The organism is Frankia sp. Mgl5, from assembly GCF_023242985.1.
GTDB lineage: Bacteria > Actinomycetota > Actinomycetes > Frankiales > Frankiaceae > Parafrankia > Parafrankia soli.
Window position 1 is genome coordinate 91,858 of sequence record NZ_JALKFY010000617.1, and the last position, 17,703, is coordinate 109,560.

At 72.6% G+C, this 17,703-nt stretch carries 17 protein-coding genes; 7 read left to right on the forward strand and 10 right to left on the reverse strand.

The genetic code is table 11. From position 1 onward, the window contains the following. Positions 1-120: 120 nt before the first annotated feature. A complete protein-coding gene (locus MXD62_RS16045) occupies positions 121-699 on the forward strand; it encodes an NADPH-dependent FMN reductase (protein ID WP_248830055.1) in 579 nt (192 codons plus the stop codon). Here MXD62_RS16045 and MXD62_RS39220 read toward each other — a convergent pair. The 3 genes from MXD62_RS39220 to MXD62_RS16055 form a co-directional block, all read right to left on the reverse strand. Next, positions 688-810, reverse strand: a complete 123-nt coding sequence (locus MXD62_RS39220; RefSeq protein ID WP_285224090.1) for a hypothetical protein — start codon at positions 808-810, stop codon at positions 688-690. The two genes, MXD62_RS16045 and MXD62_RS39220, sit on opposite strands and share 12 nt — an antisense overlap. A 202-nt stretch (positions 811-1,012) precedes the next feature. After that, positions 1,013-1,531: an NUDIX hydrolase gene (locus tag MXD62_RS16050; protein WP_248830056.1), complete on the reverse strand. Its 519-nt coding sequence runs from the start codon at positions 1,529-1,531 to the stop codon at positions 1,013-1,015. A 371-nt stretch (positions 1,532-1,902) separates the two neighbouring features. Then, positions 1,903-2,310, reverse strand: coding sequence for a hypothetical protein (locus tag MXD62_RS16055; RefSeq protein ID WP_248830057.1), 408 nt, complete (start codon positions 2,308-2,310; stop codon positions 1,903-1,905). Positions 2,311-2,743: 433 nt separating this feature from the next. Here MXD62_RS16055 and MXD62_RS16060 point away from each other — a divergent pair, with 433 nt between their 5' ends. The 4 genes from MXD62_RS16060 to MXD62_RS16075 all read left to right on the forward strand — a co-directional run bounded on the left by MXD62_RS16060 (position 2,744) and on the right by MXD62_RS16075 (position 4,998). After that, entirely contained in the window at positions 2,744-3,109 is a 366-nt protein-coding gene (locus tag MXD62_RS16060; protein WP_248830058.1) for a type II toxin-antitoxin system RelE/ParE family toxin, read from the forward strand. Beyond that, positions 3,102-3,398, forward strand: a complete 297-nt coding sequence (locus MXD62_RS16065; protein WP_248830059.1) for a helix-turn-helix transcriptional regulator — start codon at positions 3,102-3,104, stop codon at positions 3,396-3,398. The genes MXD62_RS16060 and MXD62_RS16065 overlap by 8 nt, the downstream gene beginning before the upstream one ends. A gap of 464 nt (positions 3,399-3,862) precedes the next feature. Next, a complete protein-coding gene (locus MXD62_RS16070) occupies positions 3,863-4,372 on the forward strand; it encodes a helix-turn-helix transcriptional regulator (RefSeq protein WP_248830060.1) in 510 nt (169 codons plus the stop codon). 8 nt (positions 4,373-4,380) lie between these two features. Further along, the gene (locus MXD62_RS16075; RefSeq protein WP_248830061.1) at positions 4,381-4,998 is read left to right on the forward strand and encodes a nucleotidyl transferase AbiEii/AbiGii toxin family protein; all 618 of its coding nucleotides are present in this window, start codon (positions 4,381-4,383) and stop codon (positions 4,996-4,998) included. A 277-nt stretch (positions 4,999-5,275) separates the two neighbouring features. Here MXD62_RS16075 and MXD62_RS39765 read toward each other — a convergent pair whose 3' ends face one another. Next, complete coding sequence (locus tag MXD62_RS39765) at positions 5,276-7,300, reverse strand: DUF6461 domain-containing protein (RefSeq protein WP_248830062.1); 2,025 nt, start codon at positions 7,298-7,300, stop codon at positions 5,276-5,278. A 358-nt stretch (positions 7,301-7,658) separates the two neighbouring features. On the opposite strand from MXD62_RS39765, the gene MXD62_RS16085 reads away from it, so the two are divergent. Then, positions 7,659-8,342 (forward strand): hypothetical protein, encoded by a 684-nt coding sequence (locus MXD62_RS16085; protein ID WP_248830063.1) that lies wholly within the window; start codon positions 7,659-7,661, stop codon positions 8,340-8,342. A 58-nt stretch (positions 8,343-8,400) separates the two neighbouring features. Here MXD62_RS16085 and MXD62_RS16090 read toward each other — a convergent pair whose 3' ends face one another. From MXD62_RS16090 to MXD62_RS16105, 4 genes are all read right to left on the reverse strand, one after another. Continuing rightward, positions 8,401-9,309 carry a pentapeptide repeat-containing protein gene (locus MXD62_RS16090; protein WP_248830064.1) on the reverse strand — a complete coding sequence of 303 codons (909 nt, stop codon included), beginning with the start codon at positions 9,307-9,309 and terminating at the stop codon, positions 8,401-8,403. Positions 9,310-9,479: 170 nt separating this feature from the next. Next, the gene (locus MXD62_RS16095; protein WP_248830065.1) at positions 9,480-10,259 is read right to left on the reverse strand and encodes an SDR family oxidoreductase; all 780 of its coding nucleotides are present in this window, start codon (positions 10,257-10,259) and stop codon (positions 9,480-9,482) included. Between the two features lie 166 nt (positions 10,260-10,425). Next, entirely contained in the window at positions 10,426-11,436 is a 1,011-nt protein-coding gene (locus MXD62_RS16100; RefSeq protein ID WP_248830066.1) for an alpha/beta hydrolase, read from the reverse strand. 119 nt (positions 11,437-11,555) lie between these two features. Further along, positions 11,556-14,540, reverse strand: a complete 2,985-nt coding sequence (locus MXD62_RS16105; protein ID WP_248830067.1) for a BTAD domain-containing putative transcriptional regulator — start codon at positions 14,538-14,540, stop codon at positions 11,556-11,558. A gap of 149 nt (positions 14,541-14,689) precedes the next feature. Here MXD62_RS16105 and MXD62_RS16110 point away from each other — a divergent pair, with 149 nt between their 5' ends. Beyond that, on the forward strand, positions 14,690-15,682 hold the full coding sequence (locus tag MXD62_RS16110; RefSeq protein WP_248830068.1) for an NAD(P)-dependent alcohol dehydrogenase: 993 nt from the start codon (positions 14,690-14,692) through the stop codon (positions 15,680-15,682). Positions 15,683-15,780: 98 nt separating this feature from the next. On the opposite strand, the gene MXD62_RS16115 is transcribed toward MXD62_RS16110, so the two are convergent. Together MXD62_RS16115 and MXD62_RS16120 are read right to left on the reverse strand one after the other, a co-directional pair. Then, positions 15,781-16,269 carry a hypothetical protein gene (locus MXD62_RS16115; protein WP_248830069.1) on the reverse strand — a complete coding sequence of 163 codons (489 nt, stop codon included), beginning with the start codon at positions 16,267-16,269 and terminating at the stop codon, positions 15,781-15,783. A gap of 50 nt (positions 16,270-16,319) precedes the next feature. Further along, a complete protein-coding gene (locus tag MXD62_RS16120) occupies positions 16,320-17,528 on the reverse strand; it encodes an ImmA/IrrE family metallo-endopeptidase (protein WP_248830070.1) in 1,209 nt (402 codons plus the stop codon). Between the last annotated feature and the right edge of the window lie 175 nt (positions 17,529-17,703).

Sequence of the window (17,703 nt, forward strand, 5' to 3'; positions counted from 1 at the left end):
ACTTGCTTGACATGACAAGCAACCACCTGTTTGCTTGACGTGGCAAGTAAACAGGCGAAGCCCACCGGGTCGAACAGACCCGGTGGGCCCACGTATGTCCCTCCGGGAGAGAGTTCGCCAATGACCATCAAGATCGGCATCATCATCGGCAGCACCCGTCCGAACCGCAACGGCGAGCAGGTGGCCAAGTGGGTGTTCGACGTCGCCTCGAAGCGCACCGACGCCGAGTTCGAGCTCGTCGACCTGCTGGACTACCCGCTGCCGCACCTCGACGAGCCGCTCCCGCCGTCGCTGGGCCAGTACCAGAACGAGCACACCAAGCGCTGGGCCGCCAAGATCGCATCTTTTGACGGGTTCGTGATGGTGACGCCCGAGTACAACCACAGCACCTCGGGCGTGCTCAAGAACGCCATCGACTACTTGTTCGCCGAGTGGGCGAACAAGGCTGTCGGCTTTGTCTCCTACGGCGGGGCGGGCGGCGCCCGGGCCGCCGAGCACCTCCGGCTCATCGTCGGCGAGCTGCAGATGGCTGACGTTCGCCAGCAGGTCGTGCTCTCGCTACTCACCGAGTTCGAGAACTTCAGCGTGTTCAAGCCCGGCGAGTACAACCTGGCCGCGCTGGGCACGCTGCTCGACCAGGTCGTCGCCTGGAGCACGGCCCTTGCGCCGCTGCGGCAGCCCGCCGCCTCAGAGGCCTGACCGGTCGGTCTCGGCGGGCGTGCGGGCGCCGCGATCGTGCAGCCAGGCGATGAGGTCCGTGGCGCCCACGCGGCCGGCGGCGTCCAGGAACATCTGCGGGTTCTCCGACATGTGGGCCTCTCGTGGTTCCGTTCGACGCGTGGGCCTTCCCCACGACCTCGGGGGCGAGGGGTGACCGTAATGAGGATCCCGGGAGACGGCAGGCAGGCCGCCTGGTCGGAGCCACCAGGCCGGCCTGGGGCGGGCTCGGTGCCCGTAGCCTCCCGCTGTCCCGTCCCGGTCGCCCGTGGCCTGTTTCGGTCTGCCGGCCGGGTCATTCCAGGAGGAGTGCCATCGCGCCGACCAGGGTGGCGCTGCTTACGATCTCCCGGTTCCTGATCATTTCCGGGATGCGGGCGAGCGGGATCCATTCGATGCGGTCGGACTCGTTCTTCTCGGTCGGCGGGCCGACCAGCTCGCACGCGTCGGCTCGGAACAGGAAATGCCGGGCATTGGTGACGCCGGCCGCGGGTTCGGCGTAGAGGAGTGGTGCGAGGGCCCCCGGGCGCCAGCCCGTTTCCTCCTCGAGTTCGCGGGCGGCCGCACGCGGTGGATCCTCGTCGTCCTCGACCAGCCCCATCGGGAATTCCCAGGCCCAGGTGTCCGTGGCGATCCGGTGGCGCCACATCATGAGGACCCGTCGGTCGTCGACCGCCGCGACGACCGCGAGATCCCGGAGCCGGACCACGTGGTGTTCGCCCGCCGTGCCGTCGGGTCGCTCGACGTCGAGACACCAGACACCGAGCCACGGGGTGTGGAGAACCTCGCGTTCTCCCTTTACTTTCCAGCGCATTGCGGAAACCACCTCGTCTCAGGCCGCGGAGTTTCGACTCCCCGGACCTCCACTCGACTCGGGCGACGTGTGCCTTCCTCTGGAAGGCCGCGTCGTCTCGTCATTTTGTCGGGGGGCCGAGCCCGGTCAAGGGTCGCTCATACACCACGGGCCGACCTGGGTGTCCGCCCCTCACCGGGTGCCTTTCGGCTGTTCCGGGCGTCATTCCGATCTCCGCTGGTGGGGTTGATCGGTGTGGCGTCTCGGCGTGAGCGGTTGTCAGCGGACGAGTTCGTCCGCGGCCGGTCTCGTCTCTTCTCGATCATGCCGGGGTCGGGAGAGGTTGGTCGCCGAGGTGGCAGGGACCAACTGCCAGCTGCGGGGCAACCCGGCTACTCGAGCATGTCGAGCAACTGCCGGAGGCTCTTGCCGCTCGCGTCGTGCGTCCAGTTCTTGTTTCCGTCGATCTGGGTTCCGACGTACTCCCTGAGCGCAGGGGACGGCCCCGCAAATGATCGTCCGTCGGGTAGCTCCGTCCAGCCGTCGGCAGTCACTACCGCGTGGTAGGTCTCTCCGCTCCTCTTGCGGGTGTGTGTCAGCCGGTCGCCGGCCTGGACCAGCCCGGCGCTCACGAGCCGGGCGAGGTTGCCTGCCCGCCTTGCCTCGGACTCGTCCTTGCCCGCATGTCCCGATCCGAGCAGCAGACGCCTGAGGACGTCGTTCGCGTTGTCGATCAGTGGTCGAGCCTGCGCCTGCAGGTAGGCGAAGACCTCGTCATCGACCTCGATCTTCTCGGTCATGCCTCACACTCCTACGCAAGAGACTTTATTTCTTTGGAGTATCCAAGTCTTAAAGTCAAAAGTCAAGGCGGTCTGCACCGATCGGTCCATTGAGGCCTCTGGCTGTCCGGACAGCTCGCGCACGTCGGCGGTGCGCCGGGCCCAACCGTGCCCTGCGTCGCGAGCGGTGTGCCCACGACGTGCTGGTCCGGCGCCGAACCACCGCCGGCCACCCATGTGGCGGCGAAGAACTCGTTCACGTCGAGGACCCGGTCTTGGAGCCAGCCGGAAACATCGGCGAGGAGGCCATCGCCCCCGAGGTGCTCAACCCCCCGTGTCGTCTGGCCAGCAGGGACGAGCTGCGGCCGACTGTGTCCGGCGTGTCGTGGTCTGGCGGGTGTCCGAGTCGGTCATGGCGCATGGACATCCGTCGCATGGTTATAGCGTCAACGCTATGATCTGGGGTACCGTCGAGCTGGAACCGGAAGTGCGGGACTGGCTGGAACTGCTGCCGACCGCACAGTTTGCGACGGCTGCCTTCTACGTAGACCTGCTCGCCGAGCAGGGTCCATTGCTGGGTGAGCCGTACACGCGGCAGCTTGACGGCAAATTGCGCGAGCTGCGGTTCCATCTGGAGGGCCGAGCGGTCCGGGTCACCTACTGGATCGCACCGGGCCGGCGGGTAGTGCTGCTGACGGTGTTCGCCAAGACGCGGATGCGGGAGGCCGCCGAGGTGTCCCGCGCGAGGCGCGCGCTGGGAAGCTGCCTGACCGAGTCGCACACGGTGGGCGAGGATGAGGGGGACGGCGGCGATGACTGAGCGGGCAGGCTGGGCGGAGCTGCGGGAACGGCGGATGGGTGAGCTGGGTGCGCGGGATGCGTACCAGGCGGCAAGGCTGGCGTTCGAGCTGGGCCGGTCGGTACGGGAACTGCGCCAGCGGCGCTCCTGGAGTCAGTCCGAGCTTGCCCGCGCCGCGGGCATGACGCAATCGGCCGTGGCGCGGTTCGAGGCCGGCGGTACCGTACCGACTCTCCCGGTGCTGGAACGGCTCGCCGAGGCTCTCGACGCAGACCTCGACGTCCGCGTCGTCCCGCGTTCCGTGGCGTAGGAGACGTCCTGGCATGCCGGGGTTCGAGTCCCCCGAAGCCCACGAGCCGGCCCGTCGTGCTCGCTGACTTTTGGTCAGCTTCGCGGCGGGCCACGATCCTGTCGACGCCACGAACCGGCCTGGTCTGGCTGAGCCCGTCGACCCCGCGCCGCGCCGCTTTCATGCTCGGGATATCCGAGGTACTCGGCGCTGAACGCCTCACCCGTGCGCTGACCGATGCGATCAGCGATCCGCGGCTGCGAGCCCTCCTCAACCGGCTCGGACACCGACCCGACGGCCCGCTCGACCATCTCCCCGGCGCGATCGACCAGGCCGTCGACAGCGTAGAAGCTGCTCGGGCCGCCTGGCGGCAGGGCTCATGCCGAGGTCACGCCGTATGGGCCGGCGAACGGACCGAACGACGAGTAGCGTATCTCATCGGATACGCTTCACGTCGTGATGGAGGGGATCGTGATGGAGGGGGAGTGGCGGATTCGCTGGCGGGCCGGCTGATCGAATCGGCGCGACTGGAGGCGGGCCTGTCCGGGGCCGAGCTCGCGCGGCGGGCGCACACGTCGCGGCCGACGTTGGCGGCCTATGAGCACGGGGTGAAGTCACCGACGTTGGAGACCGCGACGCGCCTGCTGGCGGCGGCGGGCTTCCGGCTCGACGCCGTGCCGGTGCCCTCGTTCGAGGTCGTGGTGGACGGGCGGGGGCGACCGTTCACCGTGCCGGATCGGCTGCCCCGGCTCCCGATCCGGCAGGCGTTGGCACGGGTACGCCTGCCGGTCCATCTGAACTGGTCCGACCCCGATCGGACCTACGACCTTACGGACCGCCGACAGCGCCACCGGTTGTACGAGATCGTCCTGCGCGAGGGAACGGCGGAGGACATCCTCGCCTACGTCGACGGGGCACTGCTCGTCGACGCCTGGCCGGAGCTTGTCCTCCCCGCCCCGATTCGGCGCGCCTGGGAACGGGCCGCCCTGAGGTGATCACATCGTTGCAGCGGGCGGTTGCGCGGATCTTCTTCGGGCTGCCCGAAAGTGTGGGCTTCGCGGTCGCGGGTGGCGCCGCGCTCATCGCACGTGATCTCGTCGACCGCGAGACCCGCGACGTCGACCTGTTCACCGCCCTCCCGCCCACGGCATCGATCCCCGACACGGCAGCGGCGTTCGAACGCGCGGCGGCCTCGCAGGGCTGGGCCACCCGGCGGGTCCAGTTCACGGACAGCTTCGCCAGACTTGTCGTCGAAGCAGACAGCGAGGCGCTGATCGTGGATCTCGGTGTCGACAGCCCGCCGGACGAACCACCCACCCTCACCGAACTCGGGCCGACACTCAGCGCCCATGACCTGGCGGCCCGCAAGACCCTCGCCCTGTTCGGCCGAGCCGAGGCACGTGATTTCACCGACGTGCACGACCTGGCTAACGTCTTCACCAAGGAGAAACTCGTCCACCTCGCCCAAACCCAGGACGGCGGCTTCGACCTGCAGGTGTTCGCCGACATGATCGGAACCATCAGCCGGTTCACCGACGACGACCTGGGACTGCCCCGCCCGGCCGCCGACCGGCTACGCCACTTCTTCCACACCTGGCGTCAGGAAATCACCGGCGGATGAGCGACTACCGGCCTGCCCCATTCGGATCGCTGCCATGAGCCCACGCCGGACAAGATCGTCGCCCACGATTCCCTCCCACCACAGGCGAGTGACTCACGTGGCAAGATTCCCACCGGCTCTGCGGAACGTGTGTTCGAGGTCGACCACGGTGTGATCATTCCGATCCTGGTCCGGCATCGTCCCTGGTCGGCTGCCGCGTCCCGATTGGGCGGACGGTGATTGCAGGACCTTCGACCAAGATCGAGCGGTTCTTCTGCTGCCACGTTGGGTCCATCCCTCATCTGTCGGGCATCAGGTAGGCCACGCCGGCCGCCTCGACCCGCTCGATGTCCACCGGCCGCACCGGGCAGCCGGTGAACCGCTCGACGGCCACCAGGCATTTCGCGACCTTGCGCCGGTGGTCGGTGAGGTCCATGCCGGCCAGGTACGGCAGCACGGCCGGGGCGAGCTCGGTCACCCGGTCGAGCCAGGGTTCGAAGGAGGCGACGATCTCGCCGTGCTCCGCGAGCGACAGCCGGGTGACCGCGTTGACGTTCCAGAACATGCTGGCCGCCCGGCCCCGCCGGGACAGCGCCCGCAGCACCGGCGCCCGGGTGCCCTGGAAGCCGTTGTGCTCGACCGCCAGCACGGCACCCTCCACGGCGAGGACGGCCACAAAGAACTGGCCGGCACTCCACCTTTCGTGCATCTCGGTGATGGACACCGGCGTGGTGGCGTCGGCGCCGAACGCGCGGAGCACCCGCGCGATGTCGGCCCCGGGAACGACGGTGACGGTGGCCGCCTCGCCGATCGAGCTGTGGCGCACCCAGCGGTAGGCGGCCTCCGGCCGGGCCGCGGGCGGCGGCTCGCCGCGTAGCCGGTGTCCCAGCCGGTCGGACCGCCTGTGCACGACCTCCGGCGCGGCCGGGGCCGCCCACACGACGAGCAGGTAGCCCTCGCCGCCGCGCAGGTCGCCTTCGTACTCTTCGCCCTCGTCCCGGTCGCGGGCGTGCACACGCAGGCGGTACGTGCCCGGCCACGGCGGGGTCTCTCCTTCCACAGCGGGGATCGCCAGTCCTGCCCCGACGATGGAGGCGGACCCGGCCGTTGCCGTCCAGCTGACCTCCACCACTTCGTCCCATCCGTCGAGCTCGACCTCGTCCGGAGGGCCCTGGAGAATCGCCAGGCGGACATGCGCCGAGCCGGCCGCCGTCCCGGTGCGGATCAGGGCACCGCCGGGCACGGTCTCGACCAGTCCGTTCGCGGCGAACGACGTGGGTGCCGCCGCTTCCAGCGCCGGAGAGCCGGACTCGGCGAGGGCGAAGCAGTGGCCGGCCACGCTGACCCGCCCGGCGGAACCGCGCGGAAGCCGGTACTCCGCCCGGCGACGGGCCAGCGCCGCGGCCGCGTACGCGGCCGGCATCGGCACCTCGGCGAGAACATGGGCGGCCGCGCCGAGCGCGAGACCGACGACCGCGGGTGGCCGGGCCGGCACCGCCGGCAGCCCGAGCTCACGCAGCACCGCGATGGAGACCGCCACCGCAAGGGCGAGGTGCACCGCGCCATGCCGCGCCGCGACCACCTCCTCGGCCGCTACCGTCTCTTCCTCCGCCACGACCTCCTTGTGCACGGCCTCCACTACGAGCAGCGGGGCGACCAGCGGGTGGGAGCTCAGCGTCCGCACCAGGTCACAGGTGAGTGCGCTCGCGCCCCAGCGGACCTGGTCAAGCATGATCACGGCGGCTTCCGGCTCGCCGCCGCCACTGGCCATGGCGAACGCGACCACCTGGCTACCGGCAGGCGTCGGGACGCTGGCCGCCAGCCCGGTCGGGACCCCGCCCAGCTCGAACGCGCCGAGTGTCAGCTCCAGTGCGCCGAGCAGGCGTTCGGCCAGCAGCGGGCCGAGCCCGCGCAGCGCGCGCAGCACGGGCGACTCGGCCTCGCCGGCCGGGGAGGGCGGCACGAAGAACGGCTGTGGTGCGGGCCGCGGGCCCGGCCTCGGCGATGGCGGTGGAACCGGCCCGGGCCCGGACAGGCCCAGGCTCGTCACCGGCGCCGCGTGCGGTGATCGGGGCTGATCGAACACGGCCCGCCCCTGGTAGCTGACTCGGGTGGAGCGCCCTCGTGGGTTCGGGCCCTGACCGGCCATGCCCGGAGCGTGCGACGCCCCGGGCACGCCGAGCCGGCCGAGCCGGGCCGCCGCGTCGGGCGGGATGACGCCCGCCAGCGCCGGCACCACCTTGGCCACAGCGTTCGCGAGCGCATCCAGCGCCGCCGCCGGGAGCATCGTCGTGCCGTCCGCGGTGCCTGTCCGGTGTTCCACAGTCCGCCTCCTGCCTCACGGGTCTGGTGAGGATGTGAATCCTTGGCCGGTGGTTCCTGTACGGGCTGGTTGAAACCCGAGCTCGGATGCTTGCACGAGGGTCCGACAGGAATCAGCCACGCCGGCACGACCGCCGCCGGGGGCAGGCGGTTGGCGCCGACACACTCCGGGAGGATCGTTACGGCGGGGTTAGGTGCTCGTGCTGACATACCTGGAATGAAAACGTCCAAAGGATTTTTGGCCGGTGGTGCGATGTATTTCGGCAAAGCGCGCGCCGGTGAATGGCCATCACCGGGCCGGTAAGGGCCCCGCGTGCGTTCCGGTCAGCGGGCGCTGTTCCCACTGCCACGATGAACGGGTGGATGAGCTTGAGGACGCGTGGTTCGCGTTGAGGACGGGCATCAAGATCGGAGTGAGCCTGCCGCATCTGGCGGCGGACGCGCTGGCGGCCGGGTTCGACAGCCCCGCGCTGCGTGCGCTGGCGGCCCTGGGTGTCCGTGACGATCTCGAAGCGCGCCGCCTGCTGCCCGTCGCGCTCACCGAGCTGGGCCACAGCCTCGAGCCGCGGACAGATACGTGGGGTGAGCTGTTTCCCTGGGAGGAGTCGCGCGCCCGGTTCGAGCCCGATCTCGTGGCTCGGACCGAGCAGGCCCTGGCGATCGTGCAGCGGGACCTGGACGGGACCGACACCGGCCTGGGCCGCCTGACGCTCCACTGGTCCGGCGGATACGGCGACGACGGTGAGCCGCAGCTCCTCGTCGGCTTCGGCGGCGAGCCCTACCGCGGCGGGGGCAACCCCGCGGACTGCCTGGGCGGTGCCGACCTGCCCCACAGGGTCGTGTCGCTCGCCGCGAACGTCCAGGAGTGCGTGATGGAGATGTTCCAGTTCTACTGGCCGACCTGCGCCCGTCATCGCCGCGGCCTGCATCTGCCGGACTGGGACTGGGACGGCGTCGGATGGCCGGTGTGGCGGTGCCGGGCCGAGCGAGGCCACGCCGTCGCCCCGCTCGGAGGGCTGCGGACGGAGCCGCCGATCTCCTGATTCGCGCGGCCGATCCGGCGGGCCGCCACCCGACGACGTCGGCAGCCCGCCGGGTGGGTCAGCCGGGCGTCGGGCGATGGCGGCCGGGGCGCGTCAGCTCGTCGGAGACCTGGAAGACGCCCGGGGCGACCTGCTGGGACGCCGACCGCATCCGGTAGGTCCACTCACCGGGCGGCCAGGTCGTCGCGGTCGACCAGTACACCCGGTCGAGCCGGGCGGAGCTCAGGATGGCGGTGCCCAGGTCCGCGCCGCGCAGGTCCGCGCCGCGCAGGTCGACCCCGCGCAGGATCGCCCCGGCCAGGCGGATCCCGCGCAGGTCGGCCGCACGCAGGTCCGCCTGACGCAGGACCGCGTCGGTGGCGTCGGCCGCGCGCAGGTCCGCGCCGCGCATGATGATCCCGTCGGTGTCGGCTCCGCGCAGGTCGGCGCGGGCGAGAAAGGCCTTCCGGAGATCCGCGTTGTGGAGGAAGGCTCCGTGCAGGTCCGTCCCGTGCAGGTCGGCGCCGGTGAGGAAGGCGCCGGCGAGCAGCGCGCCGGCGAGGTCCGCACCGCCGAGCGCGGCCTGGCTGAGGTCGGCGTCCCGCAGGTCGGCCCCGCGCAGGCAGGCGTCCCGGAGGTCCGTTCCGCGCAGGTCGGCGCCGCTGAGGTAGGCGCCGTGCAGCTGCGCCCCGCGCAGGATCCGCCCGGTGAGGCACACTCCGGCCAGGTCCGCGCCGGTCAGGTCCGCGCCGGCGGCGTACCCGCCCGTCCGAGGCCTCCCGCGCAGCGCGGCGAGCAGGCCACCCAGCGACCCCAGCCGTGCGGGGGCGCTGCCATGGGGCCCGGCACCCGGCGCGGTCTGACCTGGTGCGGCCTGACCCGGCGCGGCATGATCTGCCGCCGCGTGATCCGGAGCTGGGCGGCCCGGCGTGTCGGAACCCGGGGTGCTGAGCGGCCGGGCGTGCAGGTCCCGGCGCTCAGCACCCATCGTGATCACCCATACGTCGCGAAGGTGGGGCGACGGGTAACTCCACCGCGGCAATCATGTTTTCTCCCCGGGAGCCCGGACGTCCGCACGTGGCCTGCGTCATAGGTGGTGACATTAGCCACATGTGGGCGGAGAGGGGAGCGATTGCGGCTGTCGGTGCTCTCCCGGAGCTACTCCTGGTAGTCCAGCTGCTTGGTCGCACCGTTAGGGACGGCCGCCGGGCGTGGGGTCACGGCCACCGTGGGGATGGTGCCGCCGCACCGCAGCACGACGTCCACCACACGCAGCAGCTCCGCGACGTCGAGCAGCGTGCCGGCCATGTAGCCGCGCTGCGCCCAGATCTGGTGCACCTCCGCGGCGTACTCCCTGTCCCAGCCGGCGATGAACTCGGTCGACGAGTCACCCTCGCCGCCGGCGCAGTCCCCGACGACGACGCGGGTGAAGCCAACGGACGGGTGCTCGCCGCGCATCGAGTCGATGAGCTTGTCGAGCGCGGCCTTGCTCACGTTGTAGGCCGCGAACCCCGGCCAGGGCGGCGTCAGCGACGCGCTCACCGACGACAGGTAGGCCGCCACGCCACCCGAGGCCTTCAGGTGGGGGAGAGCCGCGGCGGTGATCAGCGCCGCGCCGATCACGTTCGTGTCGAACGCCTTGCGCCAGGTGGCGGCGCCGATCGTCTCGAACCGGGAGAGCGGGCCGATGCCGGTGGCGTAGACGATGGCGTCGATCCCGCCCAGGTCCGCCGCCGCCTCCTCGATCGCGGCCTCGCAGGACTCCTCGTCGGTCACGTCGCAGGCGATGGCGAGCGTGCCCGGCCCGGCCTCCTTGGCCGCCTCGACCAACCGGTGCTGCCTGCGGGCGAGCAGCGCCACCTGGTCGCCGCGCTGGCCCCGGTCGACGCCGATACACCGGCCGAGGCCGCTCGACGCACCGACCACCACAACTCTCATCGCCTGGACTCCAGTTCTGTAGGCCGCGGGCCGCGGCATGCGGGGCTGGTCGGCCCCCACGTCGTGGTAGGCGGCCCGATGTCAAGCTGCCGGGCCGCGACAGGCCTCATAAGTGAACACATACACGGACGAGTGTCGAGTGAACCACGTCACCGCGGCAAGCGGGTCAGTCCCGCAGCAGGCGGCGCAGCCACTGGAGCCGTGCCGCCTTCGCCGCCCGCGAGAGCGCCGCCTGCGGAGCCACCAGGTCGAACCCGTGGAAGCCGCCGGGCCATACGTGCAGCTCAGCCTCGCCCCCGGCCTGCCAGATGCGGCTCGCGTAGGCAACGTCCTCGTCCCGGAACGTCTCGGCCGAGCCGACGTCGACGAAGGTGGGCGGCAGCGCGGAGAGATCCGTGGCGCGCGCCGGGGCCGCGTAGGAGGAGACATCGGGGCCACCCCGGGCCTCGCCGAGCAGAGCCGACCAGCCCATCTCGTTCATCGACCGGTCCCAGACGCCCAACCCGGCCATCTGCCGGGCGGACGGGGTGTCGTTGCGGTCGTCGAGCATCGGGCACATCAGTAGCTGCCCGTCCAGGGACGGGCCGCCGCGGTCGCGGGCCAGCAGCGCCGTCGCCGCGGCCAGGCCGCCGCCGGCGCTCTGTCCTGAGATGATGATCCGGGACGGGTCGACGCCCAGGTCGGCCGTGTGCGCGGCCGTCCACACCAGGCCCGCGTAGCAGTCCTCGACCGGTGCCGGATGGGGATGCTCGGGCGCGAGGCGGTAGTCCACGGAGACCACAACGAGTCCCAGCTCCTGCGCCCAGTCCAGCGGGTCGTCGAGCCCCAGTCGGTTGTCGCCGATGATCATGCCGCCGCCGTGCGCGAAGTACAGGACGGCGCGGGGCGCGGTGGTCGCCGTGGGCCGGCACACGAGCAGTGACACCTCGGGCCCGCCGGGTGGGCCGGGCACCGACACCTCGGTCAGCTCGAACGCCCCGTCGCGGGCCAGCCGCGCGTCCTGGTCCCGGGCCTGGCCGGTGCGCTCACGGGCGGCCAGGACGGCGTCCAGCGTCCGCATCCCAGCCAGCGCCTGCCGCATGATCACCATTGTCGGGTGCACCTCGGCGTCGAATGGCGGCGGCGGCCCGGCGGCGCCGTCCTGGCGCGGGGTCGATAACGGGGAGTCGACGGTCATCGGCGGTCCTCCTGCGTCGGTGCGGAGCCGTGAGCGGGTGTTATGAGACGCCCGCCAAGCATCGTCCCCGCTTGTCATCCGGCGGGCGACCGGTCGGGCCGGAGACCACGGGCCGCCGGTCAGGTGAGGAGGCCCAGGACGCCGCGCATGTACTCCAGCGCCTGGCGGTCGTCCAGCCGCCGGCCGCCGGCCCGTTCCCGCTCCGGGTCGACGCCGGGGTCGGCGGCGACCCGGGCCGTCGCGCCGTCGACGAGCGTCCGCCACGCGGGATGCTCGAGCAGGCCGGTCGTCTCGAGGAAGCCCAGCATGCGTGCCGCGTCCTCGAGCCGGCCGACGGCCGCCGCCATGTTGACGAACTCGACCGTGGTGACGCAGACGGCCTGCATGTTCCCGTCGTCGAGCAGCTGCTCGACGTGCGAGTGCAGGATGGCGAACGCCCGTGCCCGCTCACCGCGCCGGAAGACCGCCCGGGCCTGGACGGCCCGGTTCGGCGAGTGCGTCCGGGCCGGCACCTCGACGCCGACGGCCTCGTCGAACAGCCGGTCGGCGCGGTCGTGCCGGCCGCGCAGCAGCGCCGAGTAGCCGAGCAGCACCAGAGTCAGGTTCAGCAGGGTGGGCGGCCCCTCCCGGCGGTACCGCTCGACCAGTGCCCCGACCACGGCGTCGTGCTCGGCGAACCGGCCGGTGAACAGCAGGGCCGCGCCGACGTCCAGCTCGAACTGCTCGGCCAGGTCGTCCGCGCCGTGCCGGCGCAGCTCCGCCACGGCCGGCGCGGCCCAGGTCACATGGGCCGGGTAGTCCTCGTAGACGGACGCCCGCGCATGGCGGACCAACGGATGGTCCGGCTCGCCGTGGCGTTCGACGAGTCGTTCGTAGGCGGCGCTGTCCTGGCTCATCTTGTAGCGCTGCGCCGCCCAGGTGAGCGCGAAGACGACGAGGTCGGGGTCCGGCTCCGCCCCCGGCCGCCCGAGCGCCAGGAGCCGTTCGATCCAGTCGCCGATCTCGTGGCGGCTGCGGCGGACGATCTCCACGACGACGGGGCGCACGAGCGCCCGGGCCAGCGCCGTGTCACCGGCCGTGCACCCCCGGTCGAACGCGGCCCGCAGGTTGGGCCAGAGCTCGTCGAGACGGGCGACGCCCTCGACCTCGGCCGGGCCGGCGAGCAGCACCTGGACGCGGGCGGCCGCCTCGAGGCACCACCGGGCGTGCCGTTCGGTCGCCTGCCGGGTCTCACCGGCGTCAGCGAGCCGTTCGGTGGCGAACTGGCGCATCGTCTCCAGAAGCCGGAAGCGCCGCCCGAACGGCCCGGTCTCCGCCACGAGCATCGACCGCGCCACGAGGTCACCGAGCAGGTCCTCCACCTCGCCAATCGCGCCGCCCGCGCCGCCCACGTCGGCTGTGCCCGGGTCGCCCGGCCGGCCGGCGGCGCGCGAGCCGTCCGCACCGTTGCTTTCGGCGGTTGCCGCGACGGCGGTTGCCGCGCCCAGGTCGAACGGCCCGGCGAAGACCGACAGCTGCCGGAACAGCCGTTGCGCGGCGGGAGCGAGCAGGTCGTAGGACCACCGCACGGTGGCGCGCAGCGTCCGGTGGCGCTCGTCGGCCGTCCGCGCGCCGCCGACGAGCAGGCGCAGCTGATCGTCGAGACGCTCGAGCAGGTCGGTGAGGCCGAGGGCCGCGGTGCGGGCGGCGGCCAGCTCGATGGCCAGCGGGAGGCCGTCGAGACGGCGGCAGATCTCGGTGATCTCGGCGTGGCCGGCCCGCGCGTCGAAGGCGGGGAAGACTGCGCGGGCGCGCTGCGCGAACAGCTCGGCGGCCGCTCCGGCGGGCTCCAGCGGGCCCACGGCGACGAGCCGCTCGAAGCCGTTCCCGAGGCCGAGCCGCTCCCGGGAGGTGGCGAGGATCCGCACCTCGGGGCAGCCTTCGGCGATCGCCTGGGCGAGCGCCGCGGCGCCGTCGACGACATGCTCGCAGTTGTCCAGGACGAGCAGCACCCGGCGATGGCGCAGCGCCGCCACGACGGACTCGCCCAGCGGGCGCCCGGAGCTCTCCGTCACGCCCACGACACCGGCGACCGCCCGCGCCACATCGGACGGAGCCGCGATCTCGGCCAGCTTGACCAGCCAGACGCCGTCCGCGTCGCGGTGCCGCGCCGCCGCCGCGAGGGCCAGCCGGGTCTTGCCGATCCCACCCGGCCCCACCAGGGTCACGACGGCTGAGACGGCCAGCGCGCCGCCGACGGCCTCCAGATCATGCTCGCGGCCGAGCAGCGGCCCCAGCCGGCGGGGAAGATTGCCCGGGCGCTCGCCCGGGACGGGGCGTTCGCCGACCTGGCCGAATCCCCCGCCGGGCGGCAGGAGCCGTCTGTCGTGCTCCAGGACCAGTGCCTCGAGCTCGCGCAGCGCCGGCCCCGGTTCCACCCCGAGGGTGTCGACCAGGTGCCGGCGGGCGGCGCGGAACGCCGCCAGGGCCTCGGACGGGCGCCCGGCCCGGTAGAGCGCCGTCATGAGCAGCGCCCACAGGCCCTCGCGGAGCGGGTGGGCGGCGGTCAGCTCGGTGAGCCGGCCCAGCGCGGAACGCGCGTCGGTCTCCACCTGGCGCGCCAGATCCACCTCCACGGCGGCCAGCCACTGCTCGACCAGCCCGTCGACGGCTCCGGCCAGGCCGGGGACGACCAGCCCGGCCAGCGGCGGGCCCGCCCACTCGGCGAGGGCGGCGGCGACGTCCCGCTCGTCGAGCAGCCGCTGGAAGCGGACGACGTCCACCGCCTCCGGCGCGACATCCAGCAGGTAGGCGGCGCCGACCCGGCGGATCGAACCGGGACCGAGCGCCCTGCGAAGCCGGGTGGCGTACGACTGCAGGGTGCGGTCGGCCGTCCTGGGCGGGTGCGGGCCCCAGACCAGCTCCACCAGCCGCCCGACCGGCACGACCTTGCCGGGCGCGAGCGCGAGCGCGGCGAGCAGCGCCTGGCACTTCGCCGGGCCGACGTCGACCGGCTCGCCGCCGGACGTGACGGCACCGACCCCGCCCAGCAGCCGGATCCGCAGCACGGGTGCGCTCCCTGCCTCGACGATCAACTCTCCCGCCGCCAGTATGCGACCCGCCACCGACACTCAACCGCCGCGCCAGCGATTCACCGCCGCCGCTCAACACGGCGACGCCACCGTTGCCTCATGACAGTTCTCAGTTTGGACGCCGGGCGCGCCCGCGCCGCGGTGGCGGCCGGTCGGCCCGGTCGGCCTGGTCGGAGGTCACGGTGAAGGCGGTCGTCCAGGACAGGTTCGGCCCGCCGGACATCCTGCGGCTGGCCGATGTCGACGTGCCGGTGCCGGGGCCGGACGAGGTGCTGGTGCGGGTGCGGGCCGCGGCGCTGAACCCGTACGACTGGCACATGCTGCGCGGCGACCCGTACGTCGCGCGGCTGATGGGCGGGATGGGGCTGCGCCGGCCGAAGAACCCGGTGGCCGGGCTGGACGCGGCCGGCGTGGTCGAGGCGGTCGGCGTGAACGTGCGCGAGCCGATCCCGGGCACGGAGGTGTTCGGCTTCTGCCCGGGCGCCTTCGCCGAGCTCGCCCGCACCCGGCCGGGCATGCTGGCCCGCAAGCCGGCCGGCCTCGCCTTCTCCGACGCGGCGGCGCTGCCGACCGCCGGCACGACGGCACTGCGCGGGGTGCGGGAGACCGGCGAGGTGCGGGCCGGGACCAGGCTGCTCGTCAACGGTGCCGCCGGTGGGGTGGGTACCTACGCCGTCCAGATCGCGGCCGGGCTGGGCGCTGAGGTGACCGGCGTGTGCAGCGGGCGCAACGCCGAACTGGTCCGCTCGCTCGGCGCCGCGCACGTCGTGGACTACACGAAGGACGACTTCACCGCGGACGGCTTCCTCGAGCGGCACGGGGGTTACGACGTGATCCTCGACAACGTCGGGAACCACCCGCTGCGCCGGCTGCGGCGGGCGCTCGCCCCGCGCGGCACGCTGGTGGTCAACGCGGGCGGCTCACCCGGGCGGGTGTTCGGCGCGGTCGGCGCCATGCTCGGGGCGGTCGCGGCCGACAGGTTCGTCCGCCAGCACCTGCGCGTCCTGCCCACCCGCCTCGACCGCTCCGAGCTGGCCGCGCTCGCCGACCTCGCCGCGGCCGGCGGGCTCACCACCGTCGTCGACCGGACGATCCCACTGGTGGACATCGCCGCGGGGCTGGCCCTGGTCGAGGCCGGCCACGTCCGCGGAAAGATCGTCGTCGACGTGACGTGACGTGACGCCGGGCTCGCCGGCCCTGCCCTGCGGACCGCCGCGCGGTCACCTGGGCCGCGCGACGGACCCCGCGACGAGCCGTGACGCGGGCCCGCGGCTCAGGTCGCGAGGTCGGCGTCGGAGCGGGGGAGCCGCAGGTGCCTGCCCTCGGCCGCCATCCGGTGCATCAGGGCGACCGCGTCGCGCTTGTCGACGTGGCCGTCGGCGACCGCCATCCCCATGACGTCGATCGTCTCGCCGGTCGTGATGCCGCGCCGGCGGGCGTACCGCAGGGACTCCCGGTCGTCGGAGATCCACCAGGAGCCGGCGAAGGCCGCCCACTCGAGGACGACGAAGCAGCTCTCCGCCTCGCCGAGGTGCCGCAGCGGTTCGGCGTCGGTGCCGCCGAACACGGCCCGCCGGATGCGGTTGACCCGCCTGATGTCGGCCTCGTCGACGATCTCGATCGCCTCGCCGAGCCAGCCCTCCACCGGCAGCAGGGCCAGGTCGGGGAAGTACCGCGCCGAGCGGCTCGCCTCGTAGGCGACGGCGGCCGTCCAGCGCCCGCGCCCCCGGAGCACCGACCTGAGAAGGTCGAGACGGCCCACGGCGGCGAAGTTGCACAGGACGGTGTTGTCGGGGAAGAGAAATTCCGTGACTACTCCCCGGGCGTCGGGCGGTCCGCTTCGAGTGCGGTGCTGAGATCGTCGACGTCGACGCCGAGCAGGTTGGCATAGGGACGCAGGGTTGTCACGCCGGTTTCGTACGCGGCGTAGGTGTCCCTGAGCATGAGGCCGGGTGGCCGCGGGGTGCCGGCGACCGCGGCCCGCCGGGCGAACTGGTCGCTGCGGCCGGCGAGGTGGGCGGCCTTCGGCCCCGTCATCCGCTTCAGCCGGTCACAGGCAGCGGAGTTGATCATCTGTAGGTTGCGCAGCCGGTAGGCCAGCGCCGACGGGGTCACCATCAGGTCACAGGCGAGGGTGGCGAAACAGCTGTCGGTGAGGCCGGCCGGACCCACCGCGTCGCCGAGGGCATCCTGCGGCATCAGGAACGCCGAGGCGAACGCGTTCGCGCGGATCTCGCTGGGATCCTTCGACTGGGCGGGGTCGAAGATGTCCCGGTCGAGGTGGACGTCCTGGTCGTCGCCGGCGAGCAGGTGGCCGAGCTCGTGGGCGAGGGTGAACCGCTGGCGGGCCGGCACCGGGGACGTCGCCAGCAGGATCAGCGCCCCCTCGGCGGAGGCCGCGGCCAGGCCGTCGATGCCCGGGCCGAGATCGGCGACGGCGATGTCGACGCCGAACACGGCCTCGATCACGCTGATCAGATCCTCTTCCAGCACCGACCGACCGGCCTTGTCGACCTCGTCGAGCGCGCGCCCGGCCAGCCGCCGGCCCTGCTCGGACCAGCCGACGGGAACATGCTCCAGCCGGGGCCCCTGCCACGGCGCCGGATAGCCGAGATCGGCGAGGTCGGCGCGCATCGTGCTGAGGCGTCTGGCCGCGGCGAGCGCGCCGCCCGCGTCACCGCCCGCCGTTCTGGCGGCGAGCGCGAGGGCCGGCTCGTCGCCGGTGAGGAGCCAGTCGACGGTGACCTGACAGACCTGCGCGATGCGGGCCAGGTCCGTCGAGGAGAAGCGGCGGGTGCCGCGCAACGACTTCGACATCTTCGACTCGTCGAGCCCGATGCGCTGCCCGAAATCGCGACGGGTCAGCCCGGACGCCTCGATCAGCCCGGCGACCCGCTCGGCAACGGTGGCGTGCCCGGACGCAGCCGCATGCCGGGCCGAGGCTGTGTTTCCGGGGAAAGCCGCAGGCCTGGAGGACGGCGCATGCCCGGACGGCGGCGGGCGTTCCGGAATGCTGGGCATCCTGCGACGATAGCCTCTCCTTGCGATTTTCGCAAGACGACCCCGGCGCTGGCGGCGCACCCAGCCGACCCCAGTGCACCCCCCCAGAAGGCCCAGGCGCCGGCCAAAGAGCGCTCCAGGGTGTGCGCAGTTGATGTGCGGCGGCTGAGGGAGTTCATAGACTCACTCAGCCGCC